The following is a 20486-nucleotide window of genomic DNA, read 5'->3' as shown; positions in this document are numbered from 1 at the left end:
ATTATTTACTAGAATTATTGCTTTTTACTATTTGATGAAGGCAAGAGCCATCTTTAACATTTATAAATTCATCATTTTTAGAAATAGCTACAAAGATTTCATCATTATTTTTTAAATAGTGTTTTTCTCCAAAAGGAGTATAAGATAAAGCACCTAAACATATCAATAAATTTGCAGGCTTACTAGCTATTAAAGGTCTTATATCTTCAAGGGTTGCTATGTCTATTTGATTATTTATAGTATCAATTAGCCAAGTGATTAATGTATTTGAATAATAAAAATAATTTTTTATATAATCTTCGTTTGCGTATTTTATTATCTCATTATCTCTTTTTAAATAGCAATGGATTTTATAATCATTTAATTCATCAAGATTATTTAAAGGAACTAAATTCCCAATACCTTTACTAGCAGTTGAGAAGTTCTTTTTAGAAGATATTTTATTTTCATTTACTCTTTTACTAGCGTCATTAAACGCTGCATAAAATTGTGGTTTTAAATCACTTAGTTTATCATTTTCATAAAAAGCTTTAAAAATTACACATAATTCAGGCTCAATTTGAACAAAATCTCCATCTAAAATAAGCTCATTTTCACTAATACAAAATCTCTTTAAATATTCTTTATCACTATCTTTAGAGTAGAATGGAAACACACCTTTAGGTGCAAAATCACTTGTGTGTAATTCAGTAAAATCTTTAGCTTCGTTAGCTTGATTTAAATGATTAGGCACATTTCCTATCACACCTAAGCATAAATAGTCTTTAAACATTATTTTTCCTTAAATTGAAATATTTTTATAATTTATAGCATTAATTGATAAGTTTTATGTAAAATAAATATACTTTTTTTATTTTAGGAGAAAATATGAAAAAAACGATATTTCTATCCCTATGTGCGATAAGTGTATTGCACGGAAGTATGGTAACAACAGAAAATAAAATTAAAGGTATTTTTATTGGAAATGTTGATAATGCGTATGGTGCTGCACATACTAAACTTGAATTAATACAAGACTTTTATAACTATGGTCGTGATAATGCAATCATTGGTTGTCTTCACGGAAGACCTGGTAGTGATGCTTGGGCTTATTATGATTGTGCTTCTTTAATGCAAGTGTATAGTTATAAAGATGGTAGTGGAAATCCTGAAGCAGATAATGCAAATTATAGAGATAATGTGTATTGTATGGTTGATGGTAGTAATGATTTAGGAACAAATAAAATTCCAAATGCTAGTGATTTTATTGCAAATATTAATAAAGCTAATCTTGATAAAGGATTATATGTTTCAAAAGACAAGATAAGCCCAAGTATTAAATATGATACTACTATATATCAATATAGTTTAGGAAATTATCAAGAATCATATAAGGATTTTGGTGTAAATACTACAGGTAGATTATTAGTGGTTGCTAACAATCAAAAAGAATACAATCCATTTAGTTTTTATCTAAGCGATAATATTAATCTTGGCTCTTTTCCTAATGATTTTAAAAACTTCGTAAATCAAAATCTAGGCATACAAAATGGACAAATGATACCAGGAACAGGCTCAAAACGCTCTAGTATGTATCAAAGTTGGGCTCTTTTAGCTCAAAGAACAATATCAGGTGGTAATGATAGAGGTCCTTGGTGTAATCAGATTTATCATTGGGATAATCGTAATTTTAAAAATGGTAAAGGTTGTGGTTCTAGCGATTGGAATAGTTTAAGTGCTCATGGAAAATATGTTAGATTTTTCCATTCTTTATGGGGTTTAGGTTATCAATTTAGAGCTTCTACTGCTAGTGACCATGTTTATGATATGAAAACAGGTATGGCTCAATATGGTGGAATAAAAAATGAATATGGTCAAGTAGTTCCTTTTGGAATTAGTGGAGACCTTTATGGTTCTGCAGAATTTAGAGGGGATGATTGGCATGTTAGACATTATCCAGAAGGCTATAAAAGAGATTTGTATTATCAAACTTATAATTTAAGAAAAATAACTGAAGCAATTACTTTAAAAAATATAAGTTTATACGGAACTAATGAGTTTAATAATAAAGATAATGTGTTTCCTTTTTTTAATAAGAATTTAGACCAAGGTAGCAATAATTCTAATGCTTTTGGTAATAATAATAAGATAGGAAAATGCTATTTTATTAATTTACAATATTATGGAAGTAAAAATCAAAATGGTTATGCAAAGTTTGAAGCTATGCAATCTAGCAAATTATTATGGAATAAACCAGCTAATGAGTTTTTACAAAACTATATAAGTAGTTTAGATGGTAAATATGCAATCGCTAATTACTCAATAGATAGAAGCAATATTTATACTAGAGCAACTTCTGGTGAAGAGCATATATTTACTTTAAATACTAGACCTACAAGTTTTAGATATGATGATGCGAAAAAATACGGCAATTCTTCAAATGGCAAAATTGGTGCTAGGTATTATTTACATTTTTATCCTGACGCTGATGGAGCTAAAACTACTGAAATTGATAAAAATTTAGTTCCTAGAAAAGCAAAAGTTGAAAATTTACCAAGTAGCTTTAATGATAAAGAATTTTATGTTGTAACAGAGCTTAAATACGGAGTAAATAATAATGCTCAATTATCATTTACATACGAAGGCGTTGATTTAGACCCTAATAGATTAGGCTTTGAAAATAAACAAGAATGTGATGTAAGTAGTGGTAAAAACTGCTCTAATATGAAATTTAAATTTAAAGATTTCAAATACAAAACTTATAAATTAAGCAAAACTGATGGCGGCTTTAGAGTAATTAGCGAAGATAGTGAAAAGAATGGCTATTTTTCAAGTGAATACACAACTGATGTTATGGCATTAAGAGTTGATGAAGGGTTATTAGATGCAATTAAGTATAAATCTGGTGAATCAATACTATTAGAACTTACACTTGATAGAGGTTTTTATGCTGATGATAGACCATTTTTTGAAACCAATTCAAATACTATTATTAATGCTAAATCATCAGGTAAGTTCTATGTAATTATTAGTGATATTAATTTTAATGCTAGTAATGTAGATTTTGGTTCTATTTGGAATAAACAAGACCCTGATAAAATGCCTGTATTAAACAGCACTAGCACAGGTTTTAATCCTACGACTGCAAATACTAGAATAGCTGGAAAACCTGTTTATTTAGGTATTCAAAGTGCAAAATCATCAAATAAATTAAATAATATTGACAATTTTGTAACTTTTGATGTAATAGATGCAAATACTAATAAAATAATTAAATCAGCAAATCTTACTTATTATGACAATGGAACAAGCAAGGTTAATATTAGTCACGAAAATGATTATTTAGTAGGTAATCCAATATTTACTCAAACAGGATTTAGTGGTGCTTATCCGTTTTATAATGGCGTTGTTAGAATTGATGATTTAAAAGTAGGTAGATATAAAGTATGCTATACAATATATTCTAAATCTCAAGTTCAAGAAGAAATCAATAAAAATAATAACAATAAAGACGCTAAAAGCCTAATTGAAGTGCCTGTTAAAGCTAGAAATTGCACTAATGATTTTAGTTTAAGACCTGCTTTAGTTGAATACACTACAAGCACTACATTTACAGCTGGAGAAAATGCTCTTGCAGGTGGAAAAGTAGCAGTATTTAATGCAGGATTAAAAGATGCTGATGATAAGCTAATAGTAACAAATGAAGAATTTGCTTTAACAAAAACTACTTTAAGTGTAGAAGATAGTCAAGGTAAAAATTATGATTTTAGTTTAAATGCAACTAATAAAAATACTATATCTGATAGCAATGAAGTTGCGTTTGTAAAAGACAATAATAATACCTATAAAATCAATGACGCAGTTGTAAATTTCCCATTATCAACTGATGCAAAACTTAAATTATATGAAGGTAAATTCACAAAACCAGATAGTATTAAAGGTTTATGTAATGCAAATGCTGTCAATAATAAAGTAGATGAATATGGAAAAGTAGGTTGTTTAATTGATAGTAAAAGTGCTATAAGTATTAATTTTGCTAGCACTAAGGAATATGTTTTAAGAACTCCTATAATAAACAATGCCTTTACAGATGAAAAAACATTCTTTAAGAGTGAAGTAGGCGATAATAATAGCTTAAAGATTTATTATGTATTTAATAATTTAGGTGTTAAGGATACAAATAGCTTAAATTATGTATATCATAAATTTAGCAAAGACCATAATCTTGAGTATGAATTAAATTTTGATAATACTGATAAACAAGCTAAAGATAGATATTTAGTAAATATTGATGAAAATTATACGGATAAAAGCTTTAATACCACAATTAATGGTGCAAATCAAATTCTAGTAGATAGAGTTATCATTACAAAAGATAAGTTAAATAAAGATTTTGATAAAAAATTAGAAGATTTATATAATGATACAAAGACAAATAACATTAATGCTGTTATAGCTGGATTTGCTGCACCAAAAGATAAAATATCTGTAGATTTAGAATTAGCTTACACTAAATACAAAAAAACTCCAGATAATAAAACAATAGATACTAATGCAAGTTTAGCTAAGCCAAGTGTTGCTGAGTTTTCATTATTAAAATCATCAAAAGTTTCTTTAGATGGAGCTAGCACTAATTTAGCTAATGAATACTCATTTATCTTTACTAATGTTACTTATAAAGATAATAAAGTAACAAATACTGACAAAATTACTTTAAATCCTACAACAGATTTAGAGCTTTATTATTTAAATAAGAAAAACGAAAGAACAAAAATACCTTTAAAGAGTTCTTTATATTATAAAGACGCTGGTGCTATTATTAATGAATTATCATTTAATGCTGAATATGGCTCAAGCTTTTCTAAAAATCCAAAAACAGGCGAAGTAACTATCACACTAACACCTGATAATGCTAAAAAGCAATACATTAAAGAAGTAATTAATCTTAATAATACAAGTGATTTACATGGTGGTAAGTTCAGTTTAGAATTTACAAATGCTAAGTAATTTTAAGAAGGGTTTAAAAACCCTTCTTTTTATTAATGACAAGCCGGAGTGTTTGTCGTTGGTTGAATACTAGAATTATCAGCTTTAGTAGTGTTTAAAAACTCAATTAATTTAAATGCAGCTTCTTCATATCTTTTTGCTACTATTGAATTTGGCTCACACATAGAAATAGGCTTACCACTATCTCCACCCGTTCTAATTGATAAATCAATAGGAATACAAGCTAAAACAGAGCAATCATATTCATGAGCTAAATTAAGCGCTCCACCTTTACCAAAAATCTCATGCTCAACATCGCAATTAGGACAAATAAAACCACTCATATTCTCAATTACACCAGCTACAGGTATATTTAATTTATTAAACATATCTAAAGCTCTTTTACTATCATCAAGACTTACTGCTTGTGGGGTGCTAACGCAAACTCCCGCACTAACAGGCACGCTTTGAGCTAGAGTAATTTGTGCATCACCTGTTCCTGGAGGCATATCAAGTAATAATACATCAAGCTCACTCCATAACACATCGCATAAAAGCTGTTCAATTGCTTTCATAACCATAGAGCCTCTCCACATTAATCCTTGTCCTTCTTCAATTAAAATTCCCATACTCATAAACTCAATTCCATAAGCTTTAACAGGACGGATTTTATTGCCTACTACTACAGGTTTTTCGTTTTCAGCACCAAGCATTCTTGGCATATTAGGACCATATATATCAGCATCTAGCACTCCTACTTTTTTACCAAGTTTTGCAAGTGATAATGCTAGATTTAGAGTAGTTGTACTTTTGCCAACTCCGCCTTTTCCACTACTAATCATCACAAAATGCTTAATTTGTGGAGCTAGATTTTTGATTTTTGGTCTTTTTACTTCTGGCTCTTCTAATTTTGGTTGAATGATTTTAAGCTCAAGTTTATAATGATTATTTCTAGCTATTGCTTCACATTCATTTCTAATAGCATTTGCTATTTGCTCACTTGCAGCTGGAATTTCAATATCCATTAGGATAATATCTCCTGCTAATTCGCACCTTTTTACAAAACCAAAACTTACAATATCCTTTTGAAAATTAGGATATTTGACATTTTTGAATAGTTCAATTATTTCCATTTTTTCTCCTTTTTTTACCTTTTATGCTAACAAAAAAAGTAAAATAATAAGATGAAATTTGTATTTTTATTAATTATTAGTATTTTTTTAAGAGCAAGTGATATTAGTGTTTGTTATGTAAGTGATAGCTACAAGCGACTTGATACTATGTTTGGGCATATATTTTTAGCTTATAACAATAAAGCGGCTAGTTTTAATCTAAATAGTAATTTAAATATTAAAGATAATTTATCAGCACTTTTTGGAGTAGAAGGCATTATGCAAATTTTGCCTAAGGATAAATTAATTAAGTTTTATGAAGATGATGAAAGACAAGTAAAATGCTATCCGCTTAATTTAGATGATAGCCAAGAAGCCAATCTATCAGCTTTATTTTATGAAGATGAGATTTATGATACTTATACATTTTTGCATAAAAATTGCTCATCAGCTTTAAGTATGTATGCCAAAAACTATGGTGTTAATCTTAAATCAAGCCTAATTCCAATTCGTTTTGTATCGCTTAATACTGATTATAAAAAGAACTTTCATAAAGTAGGATTATTTTATGAATATGATAAAAAAAATAGCCTTGATTTTGAGATAAGTATTCTTAGTCTAAATGATAAATTATCTCATAGTTTAAACATATTAAACTTTAATAAAAATTATATAAGCCCTATAAAAATTAGCGAATACGAAAAGATTAGCTATGAATTTGAATTAGGAATTAGATATAAAAAGGCTAGGGTGTTTGCTAATTTTTTCTTAGGGTATTATTATGAAGGTTTTTTTATAGGGGCTAATAATTACGGCTTAAACATAGGTTATTTAAAGGATTTTGATAATTTTGGTATAAAAATTAGTGCTGATAAAAAACATATAAATCTTAATACTTATTTTGATTATAAAAATTATCGTTTAAGTTTAATTGCTAATCAAAATTACGCTAAAATCGGTCTTATATACTCATTTTAAGGATAATAATGAAAAGCGTTGCAGAGAATAAAAAAGCAAGATTTGAATATAGCATAATTGATACTTATGAATGTGGTTTTGCCTTATTAGGTAGCGAAGTTGTAGCTGTAAGACACGGCAAAATCAATTTAAAAGATTCTTTTGTAAGGATAATCAAAGGTGAAGCTTGGCTACTTGATAGCCACATAGGTCATATGAATACGGCGAATAAATACTTCACTCACGAAGATAGAAGAGCTAGGAAATTATTGCTTCATCGTGCAGAAATTGATAAATTAATAGGTAAAATCAGCACAGATGGATTTACTTTAGTAATACTAAATTGTTATTTTAAGCGTGGGATTTTGAAAGGAACTCTAGCTTTAGCAAAAGGAAAAAATCTTCACGACAAGCGTCAAGCAATCAAAGAAAGAGATTTAAAACGAGAAGCAAGAGCGTATTATTAATTAACTCTTAAATATTAAACTAAAATTATTTTATATTAAGGAAAAATATGAGAATTTATTTTGCAAACGACCACGCAGCAACTAAGTTAAAGTTTAGTTTGATTGAATACTTTAGTAAAGAATACGAATGTATAAATCTTGGTTGTGATAGTGATGATAGTGTGGATTATCCTGATTATGCTAATAAATTAGCAAATGAGCTTAAAAACGATACAAATTCAATAGGTGTTATTATTTGTGGAAGTGGTATAGGAATTAGCATAGCGGCAAATCGTCATAAGCATATTCGTGCAGCACTTTGTCATTGCGAAGATTATGCAAGATTGGCAAGAGAGCATAATGACGCTAATGTTATATCTTTAGGCGCTAGATTTGTTGATTTTGAACTTGCAAAAAAATTAATCATAACCTTTATAAATACCCCATTTCTTGGTGGAAGACACGAAAATAGAGTAAAAAAATTAGGGCAATAAATGTTATTTATTTGGATGGTTATTACTGCTTTAGTTTGTATATGTATTTATTTTTTAGTGATGACTTATTATTATAAATCATTACTTAATAAAGAAAGAGCCTCAAAAGAGTTTTTAAAAACTAATTTTGATGATACAGAAGTGGTTATGAGAAAGCTACAAACACAACTTCAACGCTCTTTAGGAAATATAGATGTATTAAATGAAGAATTAGATAAGGTAAAAAGTGAATTAACAAGCCTTAGGACAAGAAATTCTCAATATCGCTTAGAAAATAATAAATTAAATACAAAAATCAAAGAATTAGAAGCAAAAATTGAAAGCTTATTATAAGGATTAATATGAATATAGAAAAATTATTAAATGAGAAGATAAAAAGATATCCAAACTACCCAAAAGAAGGAATTGTATTTGCAGATATTACCACGCTTTTAGCAGATAAAGAAGGTTGGCAAGTTTTAATAAATCACTTAAAAGATAAATATAAAGATGAAGAATTTGATTTTTTAGTAGGAGCTGAAAGTCGTGGCTTTATTTTTGCAGCTGCATTAGGAGCTATTTTAAATATCCCTTTTGTTCCAATTAGAAAGAAAAACAAACTCCCAGGAGAGCTATTAAGTATTGAATATGATTTAGAATACGGCAAAGATAAAATAGAAATGAAAAAGGACGCATTTTTAGGTAAAAAAGATGTAAAAGTTCTTTTTATGGATGATTTATTAGCAACGGGTGGCACTAGCATTGCTTGTATGAAATTATTAAAATTAGCAGGTGCTAAAGAGATTAAGAGTTGTTTTTTAATAGATATAAATATCGGTGGATATAAAGCTTTAAAAGAGCATTGTGATGATATTTATTGCATTTTAAAGGATTAGCAATGGATATGATAATTAATTTTATAAATTCCTTTTTTGCTGACCCTGAGGGGGTTTTAACTTCCTTATTTAGAGATAAAATCGTAATTGCTAGTATTATTATATTTTTATGGTGCACGCTAGAAGGCGAAACTGCATTAATACTAGCAGGACTTGCAGCTCACGGAGAACATATTCATATAGGACTTATCACATTTATAGCAGGTTGTGGGGGATTTTTGGGCGATCAGATATATTTTTATATAGGAAGATACTCAAAAAGCTATATTAGAAAAAAGCTAAAAACACAAAGGCGAAAATTTGCAGTAGCACAGATTTTACTTCAAAAATACGGCTGGCCTATAATATTTATTCAACGCTATATGTATGGTTTTAGAACCGTTATTCCTATGAGTATAGGGCTTACTAATTATAGTGCAAAGAAATTTGCAATAATTAATTTTATTTCAGCTCAAGTATGGGCTGCTATTACTATTTTTATAGTGTATATTTTTGGCGAGCATATATGGGAGATTATTAATTGGGCGAAAGACCATTGGTATTTGGCAGGAATTTTAGTTGTAGGATTTTTATGCTTAATTTTATATGCTTTTAAAAGTTTAGAAAATAAATTATTAAGTAAGAAAGGTAAAAAAAATGAAAGTAGTATTTAATGAAAAAAATACTGATTTTAAAGTTTGTTTGATACAAAACAAAGATTTAAGTAGATTTGATGATAAAGAATTTTTTGAAATAAATGATTATAAAGGAGTTGGAGCGATTTGCAACCTAGCTAAAAGAACGCTTTATGTTGGCTTAAACGATGAATTAACTTATGCTAGTTTTATAGCTAGTTTAGGTAGTGCTATTAAGAGCATTAAGAACTTAAATATAAAAAGCATTAGCCTTGAATTTATTAATCTTGGTTGTGAGTTTTATAGTGCTTATGCTCATATTTATGCTGTTATTTCATCTTTATATGAGTTTAACAAATATCATAAAGAGCCTAAGAATTCTAAAATAGAATTAATAAGCCTTGAAACACAACAAAACGATGATATTCAACAAGGCGTTGAGCTAGGTAAAGTATTAGCAAATGCTTGTGAAGATGTAAAAAATATAGTAAATGAAATTCCAAGCACTTATAATCAACTTAGTTTTGAAAAAGACGCTTTAAAATTAGCTAAAGAATTTGATTTAGAATGCAATGTTTATAGCGATGATTATTTACAAAAAGAAGGAATGAACGCATTTTTAGCAGTAAATCGTGCAAGTAGTTATCCTGCAAAATTAATCCACTTAGCTTATAAACCACAAAACGCTATTAAAAAAATAGTTTATGTAGGAAAAGGACTTGTATATGATACAGGTGGGCTAAGTCTTAAACCAGCTGATTATATGCTAACTATGAAAGCTGATAAGAGTGGTGCAGCTGCTGTTTTAGGTATTTTAAAAGCAGCTAGTATGTTAAAACTACCTTATGAAATACACGGAATTATAGGTGCAGCACAAAACTGCATAAGCGAAAAATCATATATGCCTGATGATGTATTAATTTCAAGAGAAGGTGTAAGTATAGAAGTAAGAAATACTGATGCTGAAGGAAGATTGGTTTTAGCAGATTGCTTGAGTTTTGCTCAAGATTTAAAGCCTGATTTATTAATAGATTTAGCTACTTTAACAGGTGCTTGTGTGGTTGGGCTTAGCGAATATACAAGTGGTATTATGGGATATAATGAAGACTTGCAAAACGAGTTTTATAATAATTCAAAAAGAAGTGGCGAATATACTTGCGTTTTACACTTTAATCCACACATTAAAGAGCTTATCAAAAGTAAAATAGCTGATGTTAGCAATACAGGTAGCTCAAGATATGGTGGAGCAATTAGTGCAGGAATGTTCTTAGGCGAGTTTATTAGAAAAGAATATAAAGACAAATGGTTGCATTTAGACATTGCTGGACCTGCCTATGTAGAAAAAGTGTGGGGCGAGAATGCTTATGGAGCAAGTGCAGCTGGAGTTAGAATGAATATTATAAACTTACTTAGAATGGCAAGGAGTGCAAAATGAGCCTTAGCGTAGGTATTGTTGGACTTCCTAATGTTGGTAAAAGTACGACTTTTAATGCTTTAACAAAGGCAGCAAACGCTCAAGCAGCAAATTATCCATTTTGCACCATTGAGCCAAATAAAGCTATTGTTGAAGTGCCTGATGAGAGATTAAAAGTCTTAGCAAATATAGTAAATCCTGAAAGAATAATGCACTCAATGATAGAATTTGTAGATATTGCAGGTCTTGTAAAGGGTGCTAGCAAAGGCGAAGGTTTAGGGAATAAATTCTTAGCAAATATTCGTGAAACTGATTTGATTTTACATATAGTAAGATGTTTTGATGATGAAAATATCACTCATGTTGAAGGTGGGGTTGACCCATTAAGAGATATAGAAATCATAAATCTTGAATTAATCTTAGCTGATATTGAACAACTTAATAAAAAGCTTGATAGACTTAGCAAAGAAGCAAGAGCAAATCTTAAAGGTGCTAAAGAATGCCTTGAATTAGCACAGGATTTATTAAAACACCTAGAAGATGGCAAATTAGCTAGTGAATATGCAAATCGTGATAGCGAAGCTTTTATAACTTTAAATAAAGAATTAAGATTACTTAGTGCTAAAGAAGTAATTTATGGCGTTAATGTAAGCGAAGATGAATTATTAGATGATAATGATTATGTAAAAAAGGTGCGTGAATATGCAGCCAAATCAAATCATAGTGTTTTAAAATTATGTGCTAAGCTTGAAGAAGATTTGGTTGGAATGGACGAAGCTGAAGCTAATGAGTTTTTAAAAGAATTAGGCGTAAATGAAAGCGGTTTAGCGGCTATTATTAGGACAAGTTTTGCTAAGCTTAATTTGATTTCTTATTTTACTTGCGGGGTTAAAGAAGTTAGGTCTTGGACTATTCATAAAGGCTATAAAGCTCCTAAGGCTGCAAGTGTAATTCATAATGATTTTGAAAAAGGCTTTATCAAGGCTGAAGTAATTAGCTATGATGATTTTGTAAATTGCGGTGGCGAAGCAAAAGCTAAAGAAGCAGGTAAATTACGCTTAGAAGGTAAAGATTACGAAGTAATTGACGGCGATATAATGCACTTTAGATTTAATGTATAAATCTTATTAGCAAGGCTTAAAAGTCTTGCTAATCTTTTAAAAATCTTTTTTATTTATAGAATTTAGAAAAGATAAAAATCTTTATAAGCAAACTTAAAATACTCAAATAAAACATTAAAATACAAGTTAAAAATCTTTATAAGTTAAAAATATTAAAAATATTATTGATTGAAGATAAATCAAATACAATTAAAAGTCTTGCTAATCTTTTAAAAATCCTTTTTTATTTATAGAATTTAGAAAAGATAAAAATTTTTATAAGTTAAAAATATTAAAAATATTGTTGATTGAAAATAAATCAAACAAGACCTAAAAAAGTCTTGCTTGATTTTAGATTAGAAATTATAAGAAAATCCTAAGTTTATATTGTAGTTATTATTAAAGTGATTTGTAATGCTCTTAGCAAAATCTAAATTAATGTTAGTATTAACACTAGGTTTATAATTAGCTCCGAATTTGATTTCAAATCCTCTATCTTGAACCCTTTCAAAATAATAAGTCATACCATCATTAGCACTATTACTTGGACTTTCGTTTAAGTCTTTAATATAAGCAAATTCAGTATTTAAACCTACTTTATCATTGATTTTAGCACCAGCTTTAATACCTGCTTTTGCAGTATATTGAGCTGCTTGTTCTGTTTGAATTCCTAATACTGCTCCATCAATATTTACTTTTGGATAGCGAGTAGCTATTAATTTAACATTAGGTTCTACATAATAATCAGAGCCAAATCTTTGTCCTACTTTAACTTTTGCTTGCCATAAATTATCATATCTTGTAGTATTTATCATCGCTAAATCGCTCTTATAATTACCCTTTAAAGTTAGTAAATCTAAGTCATAATCAACGAAAAATCCCGAATTAAAATTCGTGCTAGCATAAAGTCCAATGCCAGTTATTCCAACATCAGTGCTTAATGCTTTATTAGCTTTTAGTTTTGCTTTAGAAGCTTTTATACCATAAGCTACATCAAGATTTTTTAAAGATACTTTATTATCTACTCCGACATTAACTCTGCTACCTTTTAAATTATTTGAATCTGTTTCAAAATAACCATAATCAGAATTTATCCAAAAACCTTTATTTTTATCATCATTTCTTAAGTAATTAAATCTTAAGTCATTATCATCAATATAATATCTAGCAACATAATATGGTGTATACATTATGTTTTTAATCGCACTTGTAACAGCTGGGTCAAGATATTCTAAAGTCAATAAATCCTTATCATCAGCACTAACCTTACCAAAACCTTTTAAAGCTTCTTTATCTATTTCTAAATTAGACCTAATGCTATCTTTATTAATTATTGGGTCTTTATCTGTTAAACCTAAACTCCATACTCCGTCTTTACCTATTTCATCAAAGCTTAAAACCTTAGTATTATAAGTAGCTAAAACGGTTTTATAAGTTACTTTAAAATAAGCTTTATCTTTTTCATTATCTTCTTTTTTACCATTTACAATAGCAATAGGAACTCTTGTATTTATTAACTTACTTAAGTTCGTATTGTATAAAACGATTTCATTATTTTCTCCTAAAGCTTCTTTATTTACTATGATAGGACCACTGAATTTATCTTCTAAACTAGTATCAATTCCACCACCATAAATATAAAACTTAGAATTATTAGCATTTAGAGTATTAGTTACAACTTGTGCTTGAATGTGTGAATTATCCACTATTAAATTATCAGCTCTAATTCCACCTATACCATTGCTATTTGTATTAGTAGCTCTTATTGTTGAATTTTTGATTGTATAAGTGCTATTTTTTAAATCGCTTGTCTTATCATAAGTATTTGTAGCCAAATCATCAATGCTTGATATAGGTTTAGTTCCTGTAATTTCTATGAAGGCATTATCAGCATTTAGCGTATTTGTTTTAAATGTGTTTGCAGTGAAATTACCTGAAATCTCTGAATGATTATGCACTAAAATATCTTTATTAAAGGTATTATTTAAGTTCGCATTTATATTGCATTGTTCTACATTGTTATTATAAATTCCATTGCTAGTGTTTAATGTCCCACACTTATTATTGTCATATTTAATAGCAGCATTAATAATAGAATTATTTACATTCAATTCTGAATTATTTGTAATATCTTCGCTTACATTTTTAACATTTGTAAGACTTAAAATACCGCCATCATCATTTGTAATTTTGGTTGCTAATTCGCCTATATTATTAAAGTCTAATTTAGATTTATCCCCATTATTTTTAATACTCGTTCCAGCGATTTTATCAGTATTATTAATGCTTAAATCTCCGCCATTTTGATTTGTAATATTATTAAATGATTTAATATTATCTAATACCACTTTAATAGCTTCATTTACTAAATCTTTCATAGAAGCATTGCTTAATTTAGTATTGCCTTCGCCTTTTAGTGTTAAATCATCATTAAATGTTGAATTATTTAAATTATTTGTCCCACCATCTATTGTAGTTTTATTGTTAAATTGTGAGCCATTATCTTTTACATTCTTAGCTATAACTTCGCCATCAAATGTAGTTTGATTAGAATCTAGGCAATCTACTTCTACTTTTCCTTTAAGAGTTGTCGTGCTATCTGGTTTAAAACAAGCTTTATTTCCTTTAACGCTTATATCATTTTTTAAAGTTGAATTACTTACTTTAAATTCCCCACTAGCATTTAATTTAGCGTCTAATTTAGACTTATCATCAATATTTTTAATATCCAAATTATTCGCATTAAATGTAACATTTTTGCCTATATTAACACCATTTTTACCATCAATATTGCTTAAGCCTGTGCTAGTGATTGTAACAGGAGTTGTATCATCGCTACAAATACTAGCTTTGTTATTTAAATCCAAATTCTTAGTATCAATGCTAGAGCAAACTTTAGCATTATTAGTTAATGTGGTTTTTCCATTATTTGCAGTGATTATTGCGTCTTTTCCTTTAAACTCCCCACCACTAATAGTAATATTCCCAGAATTTGAAGTAGCTTTAATATTATTTGATTTAGTGTTGTTTAAATTAATATCATTATTTGCATTTAAATTCGTATTATCTTTTATAGTTGCATTAGTTACATTGATATTTTTATCTGCTTTTAAATCAGCATTAACTTGCGTAGGCTCGCTTCCTTTGACTGTGATATTTTCTTTTGAAGTTAGTTTAGAATTAATCTTGCTTGGATTATTCTTATCATCTGAAGTTACAACAATATCTTTTATAGCATTAATTGTCGCATCAATTACGCTATTTGCTATATTTGCCATTCCTTGCAAGATAATATTAGAACTCTTATCATCTTTACCTATTTGAGAATTATTAGCATTAAGATTATTAGCATTTACATTACTTGAGTTCAATGTAGCATTTGTAGCTGTAATATTATTAGCTTTATTAATATCTGCATTTATCGTTGTATCTTTTCCTAAAGTAATATCATTAGCATTTTTTATAGTAGAGTTAATGGTAGTTTTCTTATTAGCAGCAGGTGGTTCTGGACTAATTCCATTATGCTCTCCTAGATTTTGAGCGTCATTGCTTAAGATTATATTACCTGCTACATCAATATTTCCGCCAGAAACTTCAGCCCCATTTGCAATTAGTAGCGTTCCACTAGGATTTTTGCTAGTTAAATCTCCTTTTATAGTAGCATTATCAATTGTAGCATTGTTAAAATTACTATCTGCATTAATCACTGCACCTCTTCTAGCTACTAATTCATTAGTTTCTATTGCTTTATTAATTGTAGTAGTTGTGTTATTAGCACAAGAGCCACCACCTATTATATCTACTCTACCGCTACTATTAATATTTGAATTAATAATAGAACCATTTTGCACGGTAACTAAATTAGTTCCTTTAATTAAACCATCATTAGTAGTAGAGCAATCTATTAAGGCTTTATTTGTAAATAATTCTCCTAAAACATTTACAACTGATTGTTTAGTAGCTGAAAAATCACTAGAATTACCATTATTTAAAGTTACGCTAGATGAACTTATATCAGTATTTTTTGCATTTAGAGTATTTGTTGTTATATTTTTAGAATTTGTAATGCTTAATTTCTCATCAGCTTTAATTAAATTAGCATTAATTCCTTTAGCTTCTTGTGTATTTAAGATATTAGTATTTTTAGCACTGATAGTATCTCCAGTAAATTTAACATCATCTAAAGTTAAATCATTTAAGCGTTTGCTAGTATCATTGCCTATATTTGCATTAGCTAAATCTACATTTTTAAGATTTAATGTATCATCTACATTTGCTGCATTTATATTAGAATTACTAATCTTAGAATTAGCAATTTTTAAATTCCCATCAATTCTAACATCATTATTTTTATTAGCATCTTTATTTTGAATGTTTAATTTTTCTAAAAGCATATCTTGAGCTAATTGTAATAATGTTTTATTAGCTTTGATTGTAGTTTCTTTTGAATTGTCTAATTTAGAATTAATGAAATTAACTTCATTAGAAGTTAGATTTCCCGATAAATTAGCGTCTTTTATAGTAGTAGTGCTTTTGATATTTACATTACCACTAAGTGTAGCTTGATTTCTTACTTCTAAATTATCAGTATCTTCAATTGACGCTAATACTTTTGTATCTTTTCCATCTATTATGATTTTACCACCATTAGTATTTGTGCTAAGCTTTGTGCCTTCGTTGATTACGCTTTTGTTTTGTAAGGTTATTGTATTAGCATTTATGATAGCATTTTCTGTTTTTGAATTATCAATCGTTATATCTTTAGCTTTTAAGCCACCTTGTATAGTTGAGCCATTATTTACTTTTATATCAGTAGCATTAATTTGTGAGTTTGTTTTAGTGCTACTATCGTTTAAAGTAACGCTATTAGCATTTACAACACCACTTTCTCCTAAAATAGCTCCACTTTCAAATTCTGCTGTAGTAGTTATTGTAGAATTAGCATTTAATGTAGCACCATCTTTTACAAGCAATTTATTAGCATTAATTGTCCCTTTTATATCGGTATCTTGAGTATCTGTTACAGGAGCGTTATCCATAAGCATTTTATTACTTAAAATAACGCTTCCACTATTTGTTATAAACTTAGCATTTTCATCTGACTTAGCTCCATATCCTAAGAGTATATCACTATTTTTAGATTCTAATTCTCCGTTTATAGTCCCCCAATATGCTTGGATTTTATTATTTGCCTTAATTGTTGCAGTTTTTTCTACATTTGCATTTAATAAATCCACACTATCATCTATATCTAAAATACCTTTTATATTTCCACTTCCTATTCTTGCACTATTTGCTTTGATTGTTTTATCTGCATTTAAGGTAGCATCACTATACATATTTAAAAATCCACTTGCATTTATATTGGCATTGATTATTGTATTTGTTTCATAAATGTCTATATTTTTAACATTTATAATATCTGCATTTAGCTTACTTCCATAAGATATTTTTGCATCACCACCTATATCAAGGGCTGAATTAATTTCGCTATTATTTTCTATATCTACATTGCCAGTTGATTTAAAGCTATTTCCATTATAAGTTGAGTTTTGAAAATAAGCTCCGTCTGTATTGATATTTGCACCACTAACACTTGCATTAGTAGATTTAAAATAATTACTTGTAAATTCTCCACCACTAACATTAGTTTTGTCTTTACCTAATTCTCCAATATTAATAGAATTTGTGCTAGTAAATACTCCACCATTTACATTGCTACCTGATTTAACATATATATCATTTGCATTTAATTCTCCGCTACTTACATTACCACCAGAATTAATGTTTATAGTGTTATTTGCAGTGATTTTACCACCACTTACATTGCCACTAATATCAGCTTGATTTGTAGCGTTTAGCTCTGATGAGCCACTTATATTTCCGTTTTGATTTAATTTAATATTAGCAGCTGTGTGAGTTCCTTTGCTTACATTTGCACCATTTTCAATGATAATATCAGCTCCTGCTATGGTATTGCCTTGTATATTAGACTTGCCTTTATAAGTAACATTATTAAACTTACTTTCTAAATTAGCGTTTTCGCTTGTATTTGAATTATCTAGCGTAATACTTCCGCTTTCAGCTATGATTTTACCCGATTGGATATTTGAGTTATTGTTAATATTTACATTTTGGTTGGCAAGAATATCTGAATTACTATCTGTATTATCTAAAGTTACACTGCCTTGAGTTGATGTTACTTTTGTTTTTGACATTAAGGCTTTATCGGTTTTATTATCCTTAATTGTTATATCACTACCACTTTTTAAGGTTACTAAATCTAGCTTAGAATTAGTTATATTTATTTTATTTCCACTTTGAGTAGACCAAATACCACCATCTTTAGTGTTGTTTGAAGTAAGATTTGAATTAGTAATATTAATAGTTGAATTTGCTTTACCTACAACTATATGCTCAAAATTAACATTAGAATTATCTATCTTAACATTACTATTTGTGCTTATTCTTCCGCTAGTAGTTACAGAGCTTTTCTCTATTGTAAGATTATCAGCGTTTATTCTATCCCCACTTATATTTGCATTATCTGTGATAGTTAGTTTTTGTATAGCGTGTGTTGAAGTGCCACCCGTTGTTCCTATATTAACATCAGTATATTTACCACCTTTGATATTAATCCCACCTGTTGTGCTGCCTTTTTCTTGTCCTATATCAGAATTACTCGCAGTAACATTTACAAGGTTTAGAGTTTTATTTTGACCGCCTATTATATTAACAGCGTTTTTGCTAGTTCCAACGATTTTAGTGCCTGTTATAGTTGTATTATCTCTAGTAAAAGTAGCAGCATTATTATCTTTTGTATTTATCGTGCCATTTAGTAAATTAGAATTTATATTAAAGCCAGCTGAATTGATATTAATCGTATTATTAGTGCCTAGACTATCAGCACTATCACTACCTAATGTTACATTTCCGCCATTGTGAGTAATAGTATTGCCACTTGTATTGCCATTAATATTTAAAGTCCCGCTATCACTTGTAATAGTTGAATTATTAACATCTTTTGCAGTTAAAGTCCCACCTTTATTATTTATGGTTGATTTATTAATTTGATTTTTAACTTCTAATGTTCCACCACTATTGCTATTTATGATTGAATTATCTTTAACATTATTAACGCTTAATTTTCCGCCAGTATTACTATTAATAGTTGAGCCTATAACATCGCCTGATATAGTTAATGTATTTTCTGTATTACTATTAATAGTTGATTTGTTTGTAACATTTTTAACTTCAATTTTAGCACCATTGCTATTGATAGTTGAACTATCTATATTGTTTGCTACCTTTAAAGTCCCGCTAGTTCCATCAATTGTAGAACCTACTATATTATTTGTAACATTAATAGTCCCACCATTATTTTTAATAGTTGAGTTAGTTATATTTTGATTTACTGTAAGATTTCCACTATTTTCATTATTTATAGTTGAATTATCAATATTATTTGTAACATTAATAGTCGCACCTTTGCTATTGATAGTAGATTTATTTGTGATATTTACCGCAGTTAAATTCCCACCATTACCATTGATTGTTGAGCCATTAATCTCGTTATTAACAGTAATAGTTCCACTCGTGCTTGTTATTGTAGAATTATTGGTAATACTTCCCGCAGTTAAATTCCCACCATTACCATTGATTGTTGAGCCATTAATTTCATTTGTAACATTAATAGTTCCACCAGTTTCGCTATTGATGATGGAATTATTATTGATATTTTTAGAAGTTAGAGTTCCGCCTTTGCTATTAATAGTTGTAGATGAAATAGTTTCAGCGTTTAGATTACCGGCTTTATTTTCTAACTTAGAAGTAGAAGAGCCATTACCTTCTAAGGTATTTAATGTCATATTTCCATTTATGTTATGTAAAAATGTATTAGTTAAACTTGTTTTACCATTTACTATAAATGTTGCACCATTATTATTTACTAGATAAGTGTCATTACCTATTAAGTTGCCTTCTACAAGTAATTTTGCATTTAGATTTTGCATATATATGCCATCTTTACTACCTAGTTCTGTTTCTAGCATATTTGCTGGGTCATTTAAATCTCCTATTACAGTTAAATTATTTTTGACAGTCATAGAGCTAGTTTTATTCATCCATAAGGTGCTTCTTTCTTCTTTGTTTTTATTGTTTGTATCTATATGTGCTTTACTATCGATAGTAAAATTCTTAAAAGTTCCTTCAAAGCTATCTTCTGGGTGAAAATCACCACCACCTTTCATAGTAAAATTGGTATTTTCAGCACTTGTTCCATTGGTAAAAATTATATTTTTTACATTTGTTTGTTTAATGTTATCGATATAATCATCATTATTTTGAATAGTTAAAATTTTATTATTATCAGTGCTTACAGTCGCTGCTTGAACTGAACTAATTATCGTAAATGCTAGTAATGACATTCTTATGGTCTTATTCATATGAAATCCTTAAAAAGTTGCTTGATTTTTATTAATGCTAAAAAATTGATATAAATCAAGGTATT

General features: G+C 28.6%; 12 protein-coding genes. 9 read left to right on the top strand and 3 right to left on the bottom strand.

Annotated elements, in window-relative coordinates; genetic code table 11:
* Window position 1: 1 nt before the first annotated feature.
* Window positions 2–772: a DUF5718 family protein gene (locus KJQ99_RS01145; RefSeq protein ID WP_214115791.1), complete on the bottom strand. Its 771-nt coding sequence runs from the start codon at window positions 770–772 to the stop codon at window positions 2–4.
* A gap of 95 nt (window positions 773–867) precedes the next feature.
* Between KJQ99_RS01145 and KJQ99_RS01140 the strand changes: the two genes are divergently transcribed.
* Window positions 868–4986, top strand: coding sequence for a hypothetical protein (locus KJQ99_RS01140; RefSeq protein WP_214149761.1), 4119 nt, complete (start codon window positions 868–870; stop codon window positions 4984–4986).
* Between the two features lie 32 nt (window positions 4987–5018).
* Here the strand turns inward: KJQ99_RS01140 and KJQ99_RS01135 are convergent, their stop codons facing one another.
* A complete protein-coding gene (locus tag KJQ99_RS01135; protein ID WP_214149760.1) occupies window positions 5019–6098 on the bottom strand; it encodes an Mrp/NBP35 family ATP-binding protein in 1080 nt (359 codons plus the stop codon).
* A 51-nt stretch (window positions 6099–6149) separates the two neighbouring features.
* On the opposite strand from KJQ99_RS01135, the gene KJQ99_RS01130 reads away from it, so the two are divergent.
* From KJQ99_RS01130 to ychF, 8 genes are read left to right on the top strand one after another with little or no spacing between them, the layout of a single operon-like run.
* Window positions 6150–7055 (top strand): lipoprotein N-acyltransferase Lnb domain-containing protein, encoded by a 906-nt coding sequence (locus KJQ99_RS01130; protein ID WP_214149759.1) that lies wholly within the window; start codon window positions 6150–6152, stop codon window positions 7053–7055.
* Window positions 7056–7063: 8 nt separating this feature from the next.
* Window positions 7064–7501 (top strand): SsrA-binding protein SmpB, encoded by a 438-nt coding sequence (smpB, locus tag KJQ99_RS01125; RefSeq protein ID WP_214115787.1) that lies wholly within the window; start codon window positions 7064–7066, stop codon window positions 7499–7501.
* 32 nt (window positions 7502–7533) lie between these two features.
* Complete coding sequence (locus KJQ99_RS01120) at window positions 7534–7974, top strand: RpiB/LacA/LacB family sugar-phosphate isomerase (RefSeq protein WP_214149765.1); 441 nt, start codon at window positions 7534–7536, stop codon at window positions 7972–7974.
* Window positions 7975–8307 carry a hypothetical protein gene (locus KJQ99_RS01115; RefSeq protein ID WP_214115786.1) on the top strand — a complete coding sequence of 111 codons (333 nt, stop codon included), beginning with the start codon at window positions 7975–7977 and terminating at the stop codon, window positions 8305–8307.
* A complete protein-coding gene (gene apt / locus KJQ99_RS01110; protein WP_442862231.1) occupies window positions 8301–8849 on the top strand; it encodes an adenine phosphoribosyltransferase in 549 nt (182 codons plus the stop codon). The genes KJQ99_RS01115 and apt overlap by 7 nt, the downstream gene beginning before the upstream one ends.
* 2 nt (window positions 8850–8851) lie before the next feature.
* Entirely contained in the window at window positions 8852–9502 is a 651-nt protein-coding gene (locus KJQ99_RS01105) for a DedA family protein (RefSeq protein WP_250325095.1), read from the top strand.
* Complete coding sequence (locus KJQ99_RS01100; protein WP_214115784.1) at window positions 9486–10898, top strand: leucyl aminopeptidase; 1413 nt, start codon at window positions 9486–9488, stop codon at window positions 10896–10898. The genes KJQ99_RS01105 and KJQ99_RS01100 overlap by 17 nt, the downstream gene beginning before the upstream one ends.
* Window positions 10895–11998 carry a redox-regulated ATPase YchF gene (ychF, locus tag KJQ99_RS01095; RefSeq protein WP_214119875.1) on the top strand — a complete coding sequence of 368 codons (1104 nt, stop codon included), beginning with the start codon at window positions 10895–10897 and terminating at the stop codon, window positions 11996–11998. The genes KJQ99_RS01100 and ychF overlap by 4 nt, the downstream gene beginning before the upstream one ends.
* A 335-nt stretch (window positions 11999–12333) precedes the next feature.
* On the opposite strand, the gene KJQ99_RS01090 is transcribed toward ychF, so the two are convergent.
* Entirely contained in the window at window positions 12334–20421 is an 8088-nt protein-coding gene (locus KJQ99_RS01090; protein ID WP_214149758.1) for a hypothetical protein, read from the bottom strand.
* Between the last annotated feature and the right edge of the window lie 65 nt (window positions 20422–20486).

The sequence above is a fragment of the Campylobacter sp. 2018MI13 genome (assembly GCF_018501135.1).
GTDB lineage: Bacteria > Campylobacterota > Campylobacteria > Campylobacterales > Campylobacteraceae > Campylobacter_E.
The sequence above is the reverse complement of the archived record's forward strand: the minus strand, read 5'-3'. Positions and strand labels throughout refer to the sequence as shown.

What these genes read in the sequence shown, in the direction of transcription:
- KJQ99_RS01140 (WP_214149761.1), top strand. Translation starts at nt 868, where the DNA reads ATGAAAAAAACGATATTTCTATCCCTATGTGCGATAAGTGTATTGCAC.
- KJQ99_RS01090 (WP_214149758.1), bottom strand. Translation starts at nt 20,421, where the DNA reads ATGAATAAGACCATAAGAATGTCATTACTAGCATTTACGATAATTAGT.
- KJQ99_RS01130 (WP_214149759.1), top strand. Translation starts at nt 6,150, where the DNA reads ATGAAATTTGTATTTTTATTAATTATTAGTATTTTTTTAAGAGCAAGT.
- KJQ99_RS01100 (WP_214115784.1), top strand. Translation starts at nt 9,486, where the DNA reads ATGAAAGTAGTATTTAATGAAAAAAATACTGATTTTAAAGTTTGTTTG.
- KJQ99_RS01145 (WP_214115791.1), bottom strand. Translation starts at nt 772, where the DNA reads ATGTTTAAAGACTATTTATGCTTAGGTGTGATAGGAAATGTGCCTAAT.
- KJQ99_RS01115 (WP_214115786.1), top strand. Translation starts at nt 7,975, where the DNA reads ATGTTATTTATTTGGATGGTTATTACTGCTTTAGTTTGTATATGTATT.
- ychF (WP_214119875.1), top strand. Translation starts at nt 10,895, where the DNA reads ATGAGCCTTAGCGTAGGTATTGTTGGACTTCCTAATGTTGGTAAAAGT.
- KJQ99_RS01105 (WP_250325095.1), top strand. Translation starts at nt 8,852, where the DNA reads ATGGATATGATAATTAATTTTATAAATTCCTTTTTTGCTGACCCTGAG.
- smpB (WP_214115787.1), top strand. Translation starts at nt 7,064, where the DNA reads ATGAAAAGCGTTGCAGAGAATAAAAAAGCAAGATTTGAATATAGCATA.
- KJQ99_RS01135 (WP_214149760.1), bottom strand. Translation starts at nt 6,098, where the DNA reads ATGGAAATAATTGAACTATTCAAAAATGTCAAATATCCTAATTTTCAA.